We start from the raw sequence: 15926 nt of genomic DNA on the forward strand, positions 1-15926 counted from the left end.
TTTGCGGGGAAACGCCTGCCTTCTCACTTTTCTTGGAATTTGAATAATGAATAACGTACCTGACATCATCCGCGACTTCGACCGCGTGCCTTTGAACATCGTTCGGGAGGCATCACAGTTCCAGCCTGCCATCTTGGCTGATGTAGCCGGTCGGCGAGGTGCAATGCACGGTCGCATCAAGGCCTTGCGCCCCAACATGAAGCTGGTGGGAACAGCCTTTACAGTGGAAGTGCGCCCTGGCGACAACCTCATGATTCACGCAGCCATGGCAATGGCGAAGCCCGGCGATGTGCTTGTCATAGATGGCAAGGGGGACCAAACGTCCGCTTTGATGGGCACCATCATGATGACTGCCTGCAAACAGCTCGGAATCGCAGGTGTGGTCATTGATGGCGCTGCTCGCGACAGCCTGGAGATTGAGGAGATGGACTTCCCCGTCTTCTCCGTGGGAACCAATCCGAATGGACCAACCAAGATGGTTCCAGGTCGCATTGGTTGTCCTGTGTCCGTTGGTGGCGTCATGGTTCACCCTGGCGACTTCGTTATCGGTGACGCGGATGGGGTTGTGGTTGTGGAGCGCGAAAAAATTGAAGGGCTGCTTCCCGCTGCTGCAAAGAAGGTCAAAGACGAAGCGGCACGCATTGAGGCTATCAAGGGCGGAGACACGAACGCCAAGTGGTTGACATCGGCGCTGCGTGCAGCCGGCGTGCTCAAGGAAGGGGAAAGCCTGTGAGTACCATTGTCATTACGGCCGATGCAATTGCTCCCAGTGCCGTCGCGCTTCTCAAGGACTACGACCTGGTCTACACCGGCAAGACACCGACACCCGACGACATCGTCGCTCTGTGCAAACGCCACAATCCCGTCGCCATGGTCGTGCGATACGGCAAGGTGGGGGCTGCTGCAATGGACGCAGCTCCGGCCCTGCGGGTTATCTCTAAACACGGCTCGGGAACCGACAACATCGACAAATTGGCTGCAAAGGAGCGGGGAATTGAAGTTGTCGCCGCAGTTGGTGCCAATGCGAATGCCGTTGCGGAGCACGCGTTTGCTCTGCTGCTAGCCTGCGCGAAGTCTATTCCTGCCGTTGATGCCCGGATGCATGCCGGACATTGGGAGAAGGCCACTCATTCGAGCGTCGAACTGTCCGGTCGCACGGTAGGCGTAGTGGGGTTGGGTGCCATCGGCCGTCGTTTCGCACGGATGGCAGAAGGCTTCGGAATGAACGTCGTCGCTTTCGACCCTTATGCTAAGGATGTACCCGACTACGTGACGCTTGTTGACTTGGAAGAATTGCTCAGCAGGTCCGACGCAATCTCGTTGCATTGCCCGCTCACCCAAGACAACGAAGGAATGCTGAATGCGACGACCCTCGAACGTTGCAAGCGAGGGGTTATCGTGGTCAACACCGCACGCGGCGGTCTGATTGACGAGCAGGCGCTCCTGGATGCGGTCAGTGGTGGACAGGTCCGTGCAGCAGGCCTCGATAGTTTTGCCGTGGAGCCCATGGCGCCAGGTCATCCGTTTCAATCCCAAAAGGGTTTCGTACTGAGCCCTCATGTGGGTTCGGTGACGTCGGATGCTTACATCAACATGGGCGAGTCGGCCGCCAGGAACGCACTTGCTGTTCTGGCGGGACAGTTTCAAGCAGCGTAAGGACACTCCATGCAACGATGGAAGCATGCCCCGGACAGAAGCAACTGGGGCGAATTCGGAGCAGATGACCAACGCGGGCGCATGAATCTGGTTGACAGCAATAAAGTGCTCCAGGGAGTCGCCGAAGTCAGGTTCGGAAAGACCTTCTGCTTGTCGTTGCCCTTGGATGTGCCTGGTGGAATGACGATGAATCCCCGCCGCATGCCTGCGAAGACATTCTCGACCCTTCGCGACGGCAAGAGCGCTGGCGCACAGGGGTATTGCTGGTCTTACCTGGACGAGGACGAGACGCTAACGGATGTTGTTTGTGACGAAGTACTTGTCATGAATACCCAGTACTCGACGCAATGGGATAGCCTTGCGCACATGGGAAGCCGCTTCGACGCAGATGGCGATGGTCACCCCGAAGCTGTTTTCTACAACGGATTTCGCGCTGGCGTGGACATCTTTTCTTCTGCAGAAGACAAAAATGCTCCAACCGAATGGATGCGCTTTCCGTCGCCTCGTGCGCAGGCACTGGGTATCGAGAACTTGGCAGAGCACGGCGTTCAGGGGCGCGGAGTGATGATCGACCTCGAGCATCACATTGGGCGTTGCCGTGAGGCCGTCGGCTATGACCGGCTGATGCGCATCCTTGAATCCGACCAAGTGGAAATTGAAGTGGGAGACATGGTGTGCATCCATACGGGATTCGCAGACACGTTGCTCGCAATGAATCGTCACCCCGACCTCAAGCAGCTCCACGAGACAGGTAGCGGCTTGGATGGCAACGACTCCAAGCTGCTCAATTGGATAGTTGATGTACGCCTTGCGTGCTTGCTAGCTGACAACCCTGCCGTTGAGTTGGTCGTACCCCGACTGATGCAACCAACGCCGATTCGTGGTCCACGACTGCCACTGCATGAGCATTGCCTCTTCAAGAACGGAATACATCTCGGAGAGTTGTGGCATCTCACTCCGCTCGCGAGATGGCTGCGTCAGCATGGCCGTTACCGTTTCCTGTTGACGGCGCCTCCCCTGCGTCTGCCTGGAGCGGTGGGTTCCCCTGCCACTCCCATCGCGACTGTGTAGCTAATTGAGTTGCTGCCGAGTTTTTGCTCGGCCGCTGAGACGATATGGGGGATGCCTGTTGTCGCGACCGGCCCCCTTTTCTATGGAGACAAAAATGAAACAGTGGATGAAGCCCGTCTTGGTAACAGCCAGCATGGTGATTGGGATGAGCGCAGCGCATGCGCAATGGCCCGACAAGCCTATCAAGTTGGTGGTCCCGTATCCGGCAGGGGGCGCAGCAGACAACACAGCTCGCATCATGGCTCAGCATCTTGGGGAGAGACTGAAGCAGCAAATCATTGTCGACAATCGTCCTGGTGTTGATTTCCATGCAAAACTGACCCGCTATTTCCATCTCAAACTGACCCACCCTTTGGCTTGAGCCGTAAGGCTCAAGATGTGGATAAGGTTTTGTTTCTCTCCTTCTTCATGGGCGTTTGTTGGACTGCACTGCTATGCTTGAAGCGGTAGCTGTCATTGCCTGTTTCCATAATATGGCAGTGGTGGGTCAGGCGGTCCAGCAGGGCCGTGGTCATCTTGGCATCACCAAACACGCTGGCCCATTCGCTAAAGCTCAGGTTAGTGGTGATCACCACGCTGGTGCGTTCGTAAAGCGTCGAGAGCAGATGGAACAGTAGCGCACCACCAGATGAGCTGAAGGGCAGATAGCCAAGCTCATCGAGTATCACCAGATCCGTATGCACCAGCCTGTGGGCGAGCTGTCCGGCTTTGCCCTGTGCCTTCTCTTGCTCCAGGGCATTAACCAATTCCACGGTAGAGAAGAAGCGCACCCTTAGGCGGTGGTGCTCGATGGCCTGGATACCCAGCGCCGTAGCGATGTGGGTCTTGCCAGTACCAGGGCCACCGACAAGCACCACATTGTTAGCCTTCTCGATGAATTCACAGCGGTGAAGGCTGCGCACCAAGGCTTCATTGACTTCGCTGTGGGCAAAGTCAAAGCCCGCCAGATCTCTGTAGACCGGAAACTTGGCTGCCTTGAGCTGATAGGCAATAGAGCGCACTTCTCGCTCTGCGCTCTCGGCCTTGAGCAGTTGCGACAGTATGGGATGTGCTGCTTCAAATGCTGGTGAGCCTTGCTCGGCAAGTTCTGTCACGGCCTGGGCCATGCCAAACATCTTGAGCTGCCTGAGCATGATGATGATTGCTGCAATGGCTGGGTCATGACGCATGGCGCACCTGTCGGAGTTGGTCATAGCGCACGACGTTGGCTTGTGGCTCAACGATCAAAGCCAAGGCTTGGGGTGAATGGATGGGCTCAGGTTCCGGTGTTCCATCAATGAGGCGGTGCAAGACATTGATGATGTGGGTCTTACGAGGCACACCATCCTCCAATGCCAACTCGACAGCGGCTAGGACGGCTTGCTCATCGTGCTGCAACACCAAGGCAAGCACCTCCACCATCTCACGGTCGCCGCCAGGCTGCTTGAGCAGCAGGGCTTGCAGACGTTTGAACGCGTCTGGCAGCTCGCTAAACGGAGCACCGTTGCGCAATGCGCCGGGTTTGCGCTGCAATACGGCCAAGTAGTGACGCCAGTCATAGACCGTTCGCCCAGCGCCTTGGTGATTGCGCTCAATGATGCGCGGATGTTCACAGACGAACTGGCCTTCGGCTACGACGACCAGGCGGTCGGCATAAACCTGCAAGCTCACAGGCCGGTTGGCATAAGAGGCTGGCACGCTGTAGCGATTGCGTTCAAAGTGCACCAGACAGGTGGGCGAGACCCGTTTGGCATGCTCAACAAAGCCGTCAAACGGCCGAGGCATGGGCATCAAGGCTGAGCGCTCTTGCACCCAAACATCTGTGACAGAGCCAGGCAATTGGCCATGCGCAATCTCTTGCCATAACTGCTGACACCGTTGCTCTAGCCAATCATTGAGTGCACTGAGTGTCGGAAACGCTGGTACAGATTGCCAGATACGATGGCGAGCGTCCCGAACATTCTTCTCGACCTGTCCCTTCTCCCATCCCGAGGCCGGATTGCAAAACTGTGCCTCGAACAGGAAGTGGCTGGCCATGGCACTAAAACGGGCATTGACCTCTCTGAGCTTGCCACGACCGACACGATCGACGGCTGTGCGCATGTTGTCGTAGATACCTCGCCTAGGGATGCCTCCAAACACCGCAAAGGCACGGTTGTGGGCATCAAACAGCATCTCATGGGTTTGCAGCGGATAGGCCCGCAGATAGAAGGCTCGGCTGTGGCTGAGCTTGAAGTGAGCCACTTGCAGCTTAGTCCGTACACCCGCAATGACAGCCCAATCCTCGCTCCAATCAAACTGGAAGGCTTCTCCAGCGCTGAAGACCAGAGGCACAAAAACGCCTCGCCCTGATGTCTGCTCAGCCGCATGACACTGAGCCTTCCACACTCTGGCAAAGGCAGCAACTCGGTTGTAGGAGCCGGTATAGCCCAACGCCTGCAAGTCGAGAAACATCTGCTTGATCGTGCGCCGCTGCTTGCGAGAGCGGTTGGCTTCTGTGCGCAGCCAGCCCGAGAGTTTGCTGGCAAATGGGTCTAGCTTGGTGACGATGGTGCGCTGTGCAAGACGAGGCTGCACAACATCGGCACGCAAATACTTGCGGATGGTATTGCGAGAAAGCCCGGTTCTGCGGGCGATCTCTCGGATGGACAGGTGCTCACGCAGAGCCCAGCGTCGGATGACACTCAAAGTAGCCACGTCAATCACTCCTGGTCTCCTGCTGCACAAGAAAGCAGCAGGCTAGGGTTAATGCGTGGGTCAGATTGAGATGGAAAAACCGGGGGCTAGTGGGTCACTTCTGGGTGGAAATCAACAGTCAGACAAGGTAGAGCGGTGGACTTGGCACGAGGAGCATGTCCAGATGCTCTCGCCACAGGTCGGGGCTTTTTAGCTTTCATTGCCTGTTGTTGCGATTGTCTCGGCTTTCCACGACGCTCCTGAGTCAATGTCGGGAATGTGGTACTGCAGACCTTGGCAAGGCAACGCCGAAGGTCTCAGATCAGCCTGAAACAACCCTTCGCACACATGGCTGTGAGCTTGAGGACTGATGGGCACTAACATTGGGGTACGAAGACTGGGTTAGCCAATTTCTTGTTTACCCCTTGGCCCCAGAAAGACTAAAGGACTTAGCCCCTTTCGAAGCTAAGTCCTTGAATCATATGGTCGGAGCGGCGGGATTCGAACTCGCGACCCTCTGCTCCCAAAGCAGATGCGCTACCAGGCTGCGCTACGCTCCGTAAGCCTCTATTCTAACGAGAAAATCTGCCCATTTTTTGAAGTGGCGGATTTTTTCGAGAGCAGGCTTCAAATTCTTAGGAGCGCGAGCCGCCAGTGGGGGCCGGGCCACGGTTGGGCAGGTGACGGAAAGTGATGCGGCCCTTGCTCAGATCGTAGGGCGACATTTCCAGCGAAACCTTGTCGCCCGCCAGAATGCGGATGTGGTGCTTGCGCATCTTGCCGCCCGTGTAGGCGATCAGTTGGTGACCGTTGTCCAGCGTCACGCGAAAACGCGAGTCAGGCAGGACTTCCGTCACGGAACCTTGCATTTCAATCAGTTCTTCCTTGGCCATGTGTTCAATCTCAAAAAAAGGTCAGTTGCGGCGCTTGTTCGTCAGTACCACGCTAAAAGGCCTGAGCAATGCTCAGGCCTTTTCAACAAGTGGCAGGGCGCTGCGCTGATCGCGCAGACCGAACAAAAGGCCGGTATTCCATCAAGCAATGCTGAAGCAGCAATAAGCAAAACCGTGAAATTGTAGCTTCTTGGCTTTGTCAATGTTTTGCAAAAAGGGCAGATCGTCGCAGCGATGAGACGTTTGTACAGCTACATCTGGTTGCCGTAGTTTTGTGGTGAGCAGCGGAATTTCAAGAGATCCGAAGATGGCTGGGGGAAGCGAGTTGCAGGAAGGTGGCAGCTCTTCGCTAGAATCAGCGACTATTCTCTATAACTTTGATAGCAAAAAGCCTATTGTGTCTGATCGACTAGCCGTACTTTCCCAATATCTTTTACCCAAACAGGCGCTGACGGCGCTGATGGGAAAGCTGGCCCAGGCGGAGGCCGGAGGATTGACGACGGCGGTGATTCGCCGCTTCATCCAGCGCTACAACGTCAATATGGCAGAGGCTGCAGAGCCTGATCCAGCCGCCTACGCCACCTTCAATGCCTTTTTCACGCGTGCTCTCAAGGAGGGTGTGCGTCCGCTATCTGCGGCCGACTGGATTTGTCCGGTGGATGGTGCCATCAGCCAGTTCGGCAAGATTCAAGGCGAACAGATCTTCCAGGCCAAGGGGCATGAATACAGTGCAACGGCTCTGGTAGGCGGCGATGCCGCCCTGGCGCAGCAGTTTGAGAATGGCAGCTTTGCCACGATTTATCTGAGTCCGCGGGACTATCACCGCATCCACATGCCTTGCGCAGGCAAGCTGCGTCGCATGATTTATGTGCCCGGCGATCTGTTCTCGGTCAATCCGACGACGGCGCGTGGTGTGCCTGGCCTGTTTGCGCGCAACGAGCGCGTGGTCTGTGTCTTCGACTCGGCCCATGGTCCGTTTGTGCTGGTGCTTGTGGGCGCGACGATTGTGGGCAGCATGGCCACGGTCTGGCATGGCTTGGTCAATCCATCACGCCCTTGTCATATCAAGAGCTGGGATTACACCGGGGCCGAAGCCGTGGAGCTGGCTCAGGGGGCCGAGATGGGCCGCTTTCAACTGGGCTCCACGGTCGTCATGCTTTTCCCACAAGATGCGAGGGTGACGTTCAATCCGCAGTGGCAGCCAGCTGGGCCCGTGCAGCTGGGGCAGGTCATGGCCGAGGCGCAAAGAGTTCTGGATTGATATATCTTACATAGCAAAGGCCGCTGGCTGCATAAGCACCAGCGGCCTTTTTTGCTTGAATCCGAGGGTCACAGAAACCAGGTCAGCGGCTCCGGCCTGCGTTCGGTGGTGAAGGTGGTTGGAGACAGCTGCAGGGTGTGCGGCTTGACGGGGTCGTCCTGACCGCGCAAATAGATCATCAACTCGCGACGGCGCAAGATGACATGGCTGACGATTTCGCGTCGGCCGTTCTGGGTGACCTCGGTGCCGGGGCGAAACAGCGGCATATGAAACAGGCCACTGCGTGTGGTGGGCGGCAATGCCGCAACTTCAGGGGAGGCGAGCTGCATAGGCTTTCCGTAGTAGTGGTGACTGCTTATCGGCAGCGCTCCCGCAAACTGAAGCCTTTGGCCGAATATTTCTTTGAACTCAGTTATTGGCGGCCAGAGCCTTGAGCAGCTCGGTTTCTATGCGCAACTGGCTGCTATTGTCCTGAAGCTCGGAGCCTTCGATCAAGAAAGTGTCCTCCACCCGCTCGCCCAACGTGCTGATCTTGGCCAGATGCACGCTGATGTGGTGCTGAGCCAGGATGCGGGCAATGGTGTAGAGCAGGCCTGCGCGGTCAGAAGCCGAGATGGACAGCAGCCAGTGCTGGGCTTTTTCGTCGGGGTGCAGTTGCACGCGTGGCGCAAACGGAAAGCTTTTGACGCGACGTGAGAGGCGGCGGTGGGAGGGTGTGGGCAGGGGACCACCCCTGGTCAGAGTCAGGGTCAGATCGTTTTCCACCATGTGCATGAGCTCGCGGTACTGCTCCTGCATGGTGGGGGCCACGACCTGAAACGTGTCCAGCGCATAGCCGTTGTTGGCCGTGTGCACGCGGGCATCCAGAATCGAAAATCCGGCGCGGTCAAAGTAGCCGCAAATACAGGCGAACAGATCGGCTTGATCGGGCGCATAGACCAGCACCTGCAAGCCTTCGCCGGCCAGAGAGCGGCGGGCCCGCACCACAGGCTTGCCCGCGCCCACATGGCGCGAGATATGGCGCGTATGCCAGGCGATGTCGGCGGCTTCATGGCGCATGAAATAGCTGACATCGAGCGTGTCCCAGAGCTTTTTGTGCGATTCAAAGGGCTGGGCCGACAGGGCCAGCTGGATCAGGGCTTCGCGCTTGCGGGCCTCGATTTCGGCGGCGGCATCAGGGGCACGACCGCCCAGAACGCGCAGCGTCAGGCGGTAGGTGTCCTCCAGCAGCTTGCCCTTCCATGCACTCCAGACCTTGGGGCTGGTGCCACGAATGTCGGCCACGGTGAGCAGATACAAGGCCGTCAGCTTGCGCTCGTTGCCCACACGTTCGGCAAAGGCGCGAATCACATCGGGATCGGATAGATCCTGCTTCTGTGCCACCTGGCTCATGGTCAGATGTTCTCGTACCAGAAATTCGACCAGGTCGGCGTCGGCTTTCTCGATCTGGTGGGCGCGGCAAAAGCGCTTGACCTCCACGGCGCCGATGATGGAGTGATCTCCGCCACGGCCCTTGCCGATGTCGTGGAACAGCGCCGCCAGATACAGAATCCAGGGCTTGTCCCAGCCTGCGGCCAGCTGGGAGCAGAACGGGTATTCATGCGCATGTTCGGCCATGAAAAAGCGCCGCATATTGCGCAGCACCATCAGGATATGCTGGTCCACGGTGTAGACATGGAACAGGTCATGCTGCATCTGGCCCACGATGCGGCGAAACGGCCACAGATAGCGGCCCAGCACCGAGGTCTGGTTCATCAGCCGCATGGCATGGGTGAGGCCGCGCGGCTGTTTGAGAATCTTCATGAAAGTTTCTCGGTTGACCGGGTCGCGCCGGAAAGCGCTGTCCATCAGGTCGCGGCTGGCGTACAGGGCGCGCAGCGTACGGGTGGACAGGCCGGTCAGTCCTTCCTGCCGCTCGTACATGAGAAAGGTTTCGAGAATCGCGTGTGGATCTTTTTCGTAGAGGTCGTCGCTGGCCACTTCGATCGTTCCCGCCTTTTCGTAGAAGCGCTCGGTCAGCGGGATCAGCGTGTGAGAGCGGGGGCTGAGCCGCTCCTCGATGCTCATGCGCACGATCTGGCACAACTGGGTCACGGCCTTGGCGGCCCAGTAATAGTGGCGCATCAGGGTCTCGCCGGCGCGCATGGCCAGCTTGCGGCCCTCTGGCGTGGTGGAGCGATAGCCAAAAGTCTCGGCAACCGCGGTTTGCAAGTCAAACACCAGTCGGTCTTCATGGCGACCCGCCACGGCATGCAGGCGGGCGCGAATCAGGCTCAGCAGTGCCTCGTTCGACTCCAGCTGCTGCTCTTCAAAGGTGGTGATCAGACCATTGGCAGCCAGTTCGCGCCAATTGCTGCCAAAGCCGGCGGCTTTTGACAGCCAGAGCATGGTGTGCAGATCGCGCAGGCCGCCCGGAGACTCCTTGCAGTTGGGCTCCAGCGCATAAGGGGTGAAGTCGTACTTGGCATGGCGCTGGCGCAGCTCCAGCAGTTTGCCTGCGACAAAGGCCTTGGCATCGATCTGGGCGCGAAACTGTTGCTCGAAGTCGGCAAACAATGACTGGCTGCCAGTGATGCGGCGCGACTCCAGCATGGAGGTCTGCACTGTCAGGTCCTGCGCGGCCTCTTCCAGACACTCTGCAATGCTGCGCACGCTGGAGCCAATTTCCAGGCCCGCATCCCAGCAACTGCTGATGAATTGCTCCACGCGGCTTGCCGTCTCCCGGTCGGGCTGTGCCCCACCTTGGGGCAACAGCACGAGCACGTCGATATCCGAGTGCGGAAACAGCTGCGAGCGGCCATAGCCTCCCACGGCCAGCAGTGCGGCGTCGGCGGGCATTTCGGCGCGCTGCCATAAAGTGCGCAGCAGGCCATCGGCCAGTTCACTGAAATGGTGCAGTACCCCCCGGATGCTGCGCCGCCCCAGCGTATGGTTCTTCAGCAGTGCGGTCTGCCGGGTCTTGGCCTCGCGGTAGGTGTCTCGCAACTGCTGCAGCGATGCGTGGTCAACGGCGGATGTGGGAATGGCGGAGGTCGTCATGCGCGGCAGAAAGTCGGGTTCAACAGAGCAGGTGCAGGGCTTGACCTTACCTCAAGCCCGTTGGCATGAGGCGGGCATTGATAAAAAGGAGAGCGCCTTGCGCTTGCTGGACAGGCATGACAAGCAAAAAACATGCCGCATCGGCTGGGCCGGTGCGGCATGGGGTGTCGGTGTCCGACGAGGCCGATGCCGTTCAAGCACCATGGCCCGGGGGCAGATCAGGTACGGATCGCAGTGATGAAGTCAGGAGGCGTGGGCGAACCCTCGGACCAGGTCAGCACGTCGTAGCCCGTCTTGGTGACGGCCAGCATCAGCTCCCACTGGGCGGTCAGGCTGCGGTCCTTGGTGACCACGGTCCAGCCGTCAGGCATGGCCTTGATATCGCGCTTGCCAAGGTTGAGCATGGGCTCGATGGTGAAGACCATGCCTTCTTCCAGTACCACGCCTTCACCGGGGCGACCATAGTGCAGCACCTGGGGCTCGTCATGGAAGACCTTGCCGATGCCGTGGCCGCAGTATTCGCGCACCACCGACAGGTTGTGACCTTCGGCAAACGATTGAATGGCATGGCCGATATCGCCGAGCGTGGCGCCGGGCTTGACCTGGGCGATGCCCTTCCACATGGCCTCGAAAGTCAGCTGGCACAGGCGCTTGGCGGCAATCGAGCCTTCGCCGATGATGAACATGCGGCTGTTGTCGCCAAACCAGCCGTCTTCGGTGATGACGGTCACGTCCACGTTGACGATATCGCCCTTCTTGAGCGGCTTGTCATTGGGAATGCCGTGACACACCACGTTGTTGACCGAGGTGCAGACATAGGCCGGGTAGGGCGTCATGCCTGGCGGCTGATAGCCGAGGCAGGCCGTCTTCGTGCCTTGCTCGGCCATGCGCTGGGCGCACAGATCGTCGATCTGCTGGGTGGTGATGCCGGGCTTGATGTGAGGGGTGATGTAGTCCAGCACATCCGAAGCAAAGCGACCTGCAATGCGCATGCGCTCGATGTCTTCGGGGGTCTTCAGTGTGATGCTCATGTATGGAATTATCCCATCGCGGCTTTGAACTTGCAGGACATGTGACTGAGAAGTCCAAGGGTTAGCGCTAGGCACGGTAAAATGCGAGGCTCACCGATTCAGCGCCTTGGCCGGGTCCTCACAACAGGGCCAGGCCATGGCGCTTTTCACCAGCCTTCACATAAACAGGCCGCCACGTGACATTGCATCTGACACAGTTTGAGGGTGGAAACGCCCTGAGCTCGTTCCGCGCCCAACAGCTTCTGACCGATCTGGTCGCCATCCACCCCAAGATCACAGGCGTGTCCGCGCGCTTTGTGCATTTGGTGGCCACTGAAAGCACACCTGTGCCCGCATTGCAAGAGCGCCTGTCGGCGCTCTTGACTTATGGCGATCCCTACGAAGGCGCCGCAGAGGGTCTGGCTTTTGTGATCACGCCCCGCCTGGGCACGATCTCCCCCTGGGCTTCCAAGGCCACGGACATTGCCCGCAACTGCGGCCTGGATGTATTCCGCGTGGAGCGCATCACCGAGTACCGCGTGGCCCTGAAGTCCGGTCTCCTGGGTGGACAGCCCGAGTTGAGCGCCGAGCAAACCGCACAGATCGCCGCTCTGCTGCACGACCGCATGACCGAATCGGTTTTCGCCACACGTGCCGAGGCCGAGCAGCTGTTCTCCACACTGCAGGCCGCTCCCATGGAGTTTGTCGACGTGCTGGGTGGCGGCCGCGCTGCGCTGGAAACTGCCAACAAACAGTGGGGCCTGGCCCTGGCCGATGACGAGATCGAGTATCTGGTCAACGCCTTCAATGGCCTGCAGCGCAACCCCACCGACGTGGAGCTGATGATGTTCGCCCAGGCGAACTCCGAGCACTGCCGCCACAAGATCTTCAACGCCAACTTCACCATCGACGGCGTAGCGCAGGAAAAATCGCTGTTCGGCATGATCCGCAACACCGAGCAGCTTTCGCCCCAGCACACCATCGTGGCCTATGCCGACAACGCCTCCATCATGGAAGGCCATGAGGTGGAGCGCTTTGTAGCAAAATTCAGTGGTAACGCAGGTGCAGCAAGCGCTCCCAGCTATCAAAAGCAAAGTGCTACCAGCCATGTGCTGATGAAGGTGGAAACGCATAACCACCCCACAGCCATCTCTCCCTTCCCCGGTGCATCGACCGGCAACGGCGGCGAAATCCGTGACGAAGGCGCAACCGGCCGTGGCTCCAAGCCCAAGGCGGGTCTGACGGGTTTCACCGTCTCCAAGCTCTGGGGCAGCGAAGTCGGCAAGCCCGATCACATTGCCAGCCCGCTGCAGATCATGATCGAAGGCCCGCTGGGTGGTGCGGCCTTCAACAACGAATTTGGCCGTCCCAATCTGACTGGTTACTTCCGCGAGTATGAGCAGCAGGTCGGCGTTGGTGCCGACGCTATCACCCGTGGCTACCACAAGCCCATCATGATCGCTGGTGGCCTGGGCGTGATCGACTCCGAGCAGACCAAGAAGATTCTGTTCCCCGCTGGCACTTTGCTGATCCAGCTGGGCGGCCCCGGCATGCGTATCGGCATGGGCGGCGGTGCGGCCAGCTCCATGGCCAGCGGCACCAACGCGGCCGAGCTGGACTTTGACTCGGTGCAGCGCGGCAACCCCGAGATCGAGCGCCGTGCGCAGGAAGTCATCAACCACTGCTGGCAGCAGGGCGCCAACAACCCCATCCTGGCCATTCACGATGTGGGGGCCGGCGGTATCTCCAACGCTTTCCCCGAGCTGACCAACGACGCTGGCCGCGGCGCACGCTTTGATCTGCGCGCCGTCAAGCTGGAAGAGTCCGGCCTGGCACCCAAGGAAATCTGGTCCAACGAATCGCAGGAACGCTATGTGATGGCGATTGCGCCCGAATCGCTGGCGCAGTTCACGGCGTTTTGCGAGCGCGAGCGCTGCCCGTTTGCCGTGATCGGCACGGCCACCGAAGAGCGCCAACTGGTGCTGGAAGACACAGCCGTGGAATCGGGCGACCAGAAGTTCCCCGTGGACATGCCCATGGAGGTGCTGCTGGGCAAGCCGCCCAAGATGCACAAGGACGTAACGACGGTGACGCGCGATCTGCCCGCCATCGACCTGACCGGCGTGCCACTGGAAAAGGCTGTGATTGAAGTGCTGGCCCACCCCACCGTGGCCTCCAAGCGTTTCCTGATCACCATCGGCGACCGTGCCGTGGGTGGCCTGACCCACCGCGACCAGATGGTCGGCCCCTGGCAGGTGCCCGTGGCCGATGTGGCCGTGACCCTGGCCGACTTCAAGGGCTTCAAGGGTGAAGCCATGGCCATGGGCGAGCGCACGCCGCTGGCGGCCATCAACGCGCCCGCCTCGGGCCGCATGGCCGTGGCCGAAGCCATCACCAATATGCTGGCCGCGCCGATCGAGCTGAGCAAGATCAAGATGTCGGCCAACTGGATGGCGGCCTGTGGCGAGCCCGGCGAAGACGCCGCGCTGTACGAGACCGTGAAGGCCGTAGGCATGGAGCTGTGCCCGGCGCTGAACATCTCGATTCCCGTGGGCAAGGATTCGCTGTCCATGCGCACGCAGTGGAACGAGAACGGCCAGACCAAGAAGGTCACCTCGCCCGTCAGCCTGATCATCACCGGCTTTGCCTCCATCGACGATGTGCGCAGCACGCTGACGCCTCAGCTCGATGCCGAGGAAGAAGACAGCACGCTGGTGCTGATCGATCTGTCGCGCGGCAAGATGCGTATGGGTGGCTCCATCATCGGTCAGGTGCTCAACCAAAGCGGCAACGAAGTGCCCGACCTGGACGACGCCAAGGATCTGATTGCCATGGTCGATGCCGTGAATGCACTGCGCGACAAGGGCCAGATCCTGGCCTACCACGACCGTGGTGACGGTGGCCTGCTGGCCACCGTGGCCGAAATGGCTTTTGCCGGCCATGTGGGCGTGGCGCTGAATGTGGACATGCTGATCACCGAAGGCGACGGCATCAGCGACAGCCGCATGGACAGCGGCGAAGGCAAGAACTGGGGTAACCAGGTCTCGGGCCGCCGCGAAGACCTGACCCTGCGTGCACTGTTCAACGAAGAGCTGGGCGCCGTGCTGCAGATCAGGACCGCTGATCGCAGCGAAGTCATGCAGACCTTGCGCGAGCATGGCCTCGCGACCTGCAGCCACATCGTGGGCAAGACTCGCCCCGTGTCGTCTGCTGTCGATATGGGCAAGGGTGAGCTGCAAGTCTGGCGCGATGCCAAGAAGGTGTTTGGCGCAACGCTCTCCGATCTGCATCAGGTCTGGGATGCCGTGAGCTGGAAGATTGCCCAGCAGCGCGACAACCCCGCCTGCGCCGACAGCGAGCACGCTGCCGCTGGCGTGCCGAACGACCCCGGCATGCATGTGCATCTGACGTTCGATCCGCAGGACAATGTGGCTGCGCCTTTCATCAACGTGGCCGCCAAGCCCCGCGTGGCCGTGCTGCGCGAGCAAGGCGTGAACTCCCATGTCGAGATGGCTTATGCCTTCACCGAAGCCGGATTTGACGCAGTGGATGTGCACATGACCGATCTGCAAACCGGCCGTGCGCAGCTCAAGGACTTTGCCGGCGTGGTCGCCTGTGGCGGCTTCAGCTATGGCGACACCCTGGGCGCCGGCATTGGCTGGGCGCGCTCCATCACCTTCAATGATCGCCTGTCGGCCGAGTTCCAGCAGTTCTTTGGCCGCACCGACACCTTTGGTCTGGGGGTGTGCAACGGCTGCCAGATGTTTGCCGAACTGGCCGACATCATTCCCGGTGCACAGGACTGGCCGCGTTTCACCCAGAATCAGAGCAATCGCTTCGAGGCGCGTCTGAGCATGGTGGAAGTGCTGGAGTCGCCCAGCCTGTTCCTGCAAGGCATGGCCGGCTCGCGCCTGCCTATCGCCGTGGCGCACGGCGAGGGCTATGCCAACTTCAAGTTCCGCGGCAATGAAGGCCAGGTGCTGAAGGCCATGCGCTACGTGGACAACCACGGTCAGCCCACCGAGCAGTATCCGTTCAACCCCAACGGCTCTGCCGGCGGCCTGACGGCGGTGACCACGGCCGACGGCCGCTTCACGGCCATGATGCCCCACCCCGAGCGCGTGTTCCGCAACGTGCAGATGAGCTGGACTTCAGGTGACAAGTCCGAATTCAGCCCCTGGATGCGTGTGTGGCGCAATGCGCGCAAGTGGCTGGGCTGATGTTCTGATCGCAGAAGCTGTCTAAAGAAAGCCGGTTGACGAAAGTCAGCTGGCTTTTTTCATGTATTGCGAATTAATGTCTTTTTTCATCCGAGAGCTCGGATGCTGATGTTAGGCTGAT

12 protein-coding genes and 1 tRNA gene are annotated in these 15926 nt (G+C 59.5%); 6 read left to right on the forward strand and 7 right to left on the reverse strand.

Annotated features, from left to right (window positions below; genetic code table 11):
• Positions 1–46: 46 nt before the first annotated feature.
• The 4 genes from QMY55_RS09240 (at position 47) to QMY55_RS09255 (ending at position 3088) form a co-directional block, all read left to right on the forward strand.
• Positions 47–733, forward strand: coding sequence for an RraA family protein (locus QMY55_RS09240; protein WP_283488316.1), 687 nt, complete (start codon positions 47–49; stop codon positions 731–733).
• Entirely contained in the window at positions 730–1656 is a 927-nt protein-coding gene (locus QMY55_RS09245; RefSeq protein ID WP_034407454.1) for a hydroxyacid dehydrogenase, read from the forward strand. The genes QMY55_RS09240 and QMY55_RS09245 overlap by 4 nt, the downstream gene beginning before the upstream one ends.
• A 9-nt stretch (positions 1657–1665) precedes the next feature.
• A complete protein-coding gene (locus QMY55_RS09250; protein ID WP_283488317.1) occupies positions 1666–2727 on the forward strand; it encodes a cyclase family protein in 1062 nt (353 codons plus the stop codon).
• Between the two features lie 94 nt (positions 2728–2821).
• Positions 2822–3088 carry a type 2 periplasmic-binding domain-containing protein gene (locus QMY55_RS09255; protein WP_283488318.1) on the forward strand — a complete coding sequence of 89 codons (267 nt, stop codon included), beginning with the start codon at positions 2822–2824 and terminating at the stop codon, positions 3086–3088.
• A 10-nt stretch (positions 3089–3098) separates the two neighbouring features.
• Here QMY55_RS09255 and istB read toward each other — a convergent pair whose 3' ends face one another.
• From istB to infA, 4 genes are all read right to left on the reverse strand, one after another.
• Positions 3099–3896 carry an IS21-like element helper ATPase IstB gene (gene istB / locus QMY55_RS09260; RefSeq protein WP_283484906.1) on the reverse strand — a complete coding sequence of 266 codons (798 nt, stop codon included), beginning with the start codon at positions 3894–3896 and terminating at the stop codon, positions 3099–3101.
• Positions 3886–5412, reverse strand: coding sequence for an IS21 family transposase (gene istA / locus QMY55_RS09265; RefSeq protein ID WP_283484907.1), 1527 nt, complete (start codon positions 5410–5412; stop codon positions 3886–3888). The genes istB and istA overlap by 11 nt, the downstream gene beginning before the upstream one ends.
• Positions 5413–5865: 453 nt before the next feature.
• Positions 5866–5942 (reverse strand) — tRNA-Pro (locus QMY55_RS09270).
• 75 nt (positions 5943–6017) lie between these two features.
• Positions 6018–6275: a translation initiation factor IF-1 gene (gene infA / locus QMY55_RS09275; RefSeq protein ID WP_283488319.1), complete on the reverse strand. Its 258-nt coding sequence runs from the start codon at positions 6273–6275 to the stop codon at positions 6018–6020.
• A gap of 397 nt (positions 6276–6672) precedes the next feature.
• Between infA and asd the strand changes: the two genes are divergently transcribed.
• Positions 6673–7536 (forward strand): archaetidylserine decarboxylase, encoded by an 864-nt coding sequence (gene asd / locus QMY55_RS09280; protein ID WP_283488320.1) that lies wholly within the window; start codon positions 6673–6675, stop codon positions 7534–7536.
• A 68-nt stretch (positions 7537–7604) separates the two neighbouring features.
• Here the strand turns inward: asd and QMY55_RS09285 are convergent, their stop codons facing one another.
• The 3 genes from QMY55_RS09285 to map all read right to left on the reverse strand — a co-directional run bounded on the left by QMY55_RS09285 (position 7605) and on the right by map (position 11606).
• Complete coding sequence (locus QMY55_RS09285) at positions 7605–7865, reverse strand: hypothetical protein (protein ID WP_283488321.1); 261 nt, start codon at positions 7863–7865, stop codon at positions 7605–7607.
• Positions 7866–7944: 79 nt separating this feature from the next.
• Positions 7945–10575: a [protein-PII] uridylyltransferase gene (locus QMY55_RS09290; RefSeq protein WP_283488322.1), complete on the reverse strand. Its 2631-nt coding sequence runs from the start codon at positions 10573–10575 to the stop codon at positions 7945–7947.
• Between the two features lie 218 nt (positions 10576–10793).
• Complete coding sequence (gene map / locus QMY55_RS09295; protein ID WP_283488323.1) at positions 10794–11606, reverse strand: type I methionyl aminopeptidase; 813 nt, start codon at positions 11604–11606, stop codon at positions 10794–10796.
• A gap of 176 nt (positions 11607–11782) precedes the next feature.
• On the opposite strand from map, the gene purL reads away from it, so the two are divergent.
• Complete coding sequence (gene purL / locus QMY55_RS09300; protein WP_283488324.1) at positions 11783–15805, forward strand: phosphoribosylformylglycinamidine synthase; 4023 nt, start codon at positions 11783–11785, stop codon at positions 15803–15805.
• Positions 15806–15926: the final 121 nt, after the last annotated feature.

This window comes from Comamonas resistens, assembly GCF_030064165.1.
GTDB lineage: Bacteria > Pseudomonadota > Gammaproteobacteria > Burkholderiales > Burkholderiaceae_C > Comamonas > Comamonas resistens.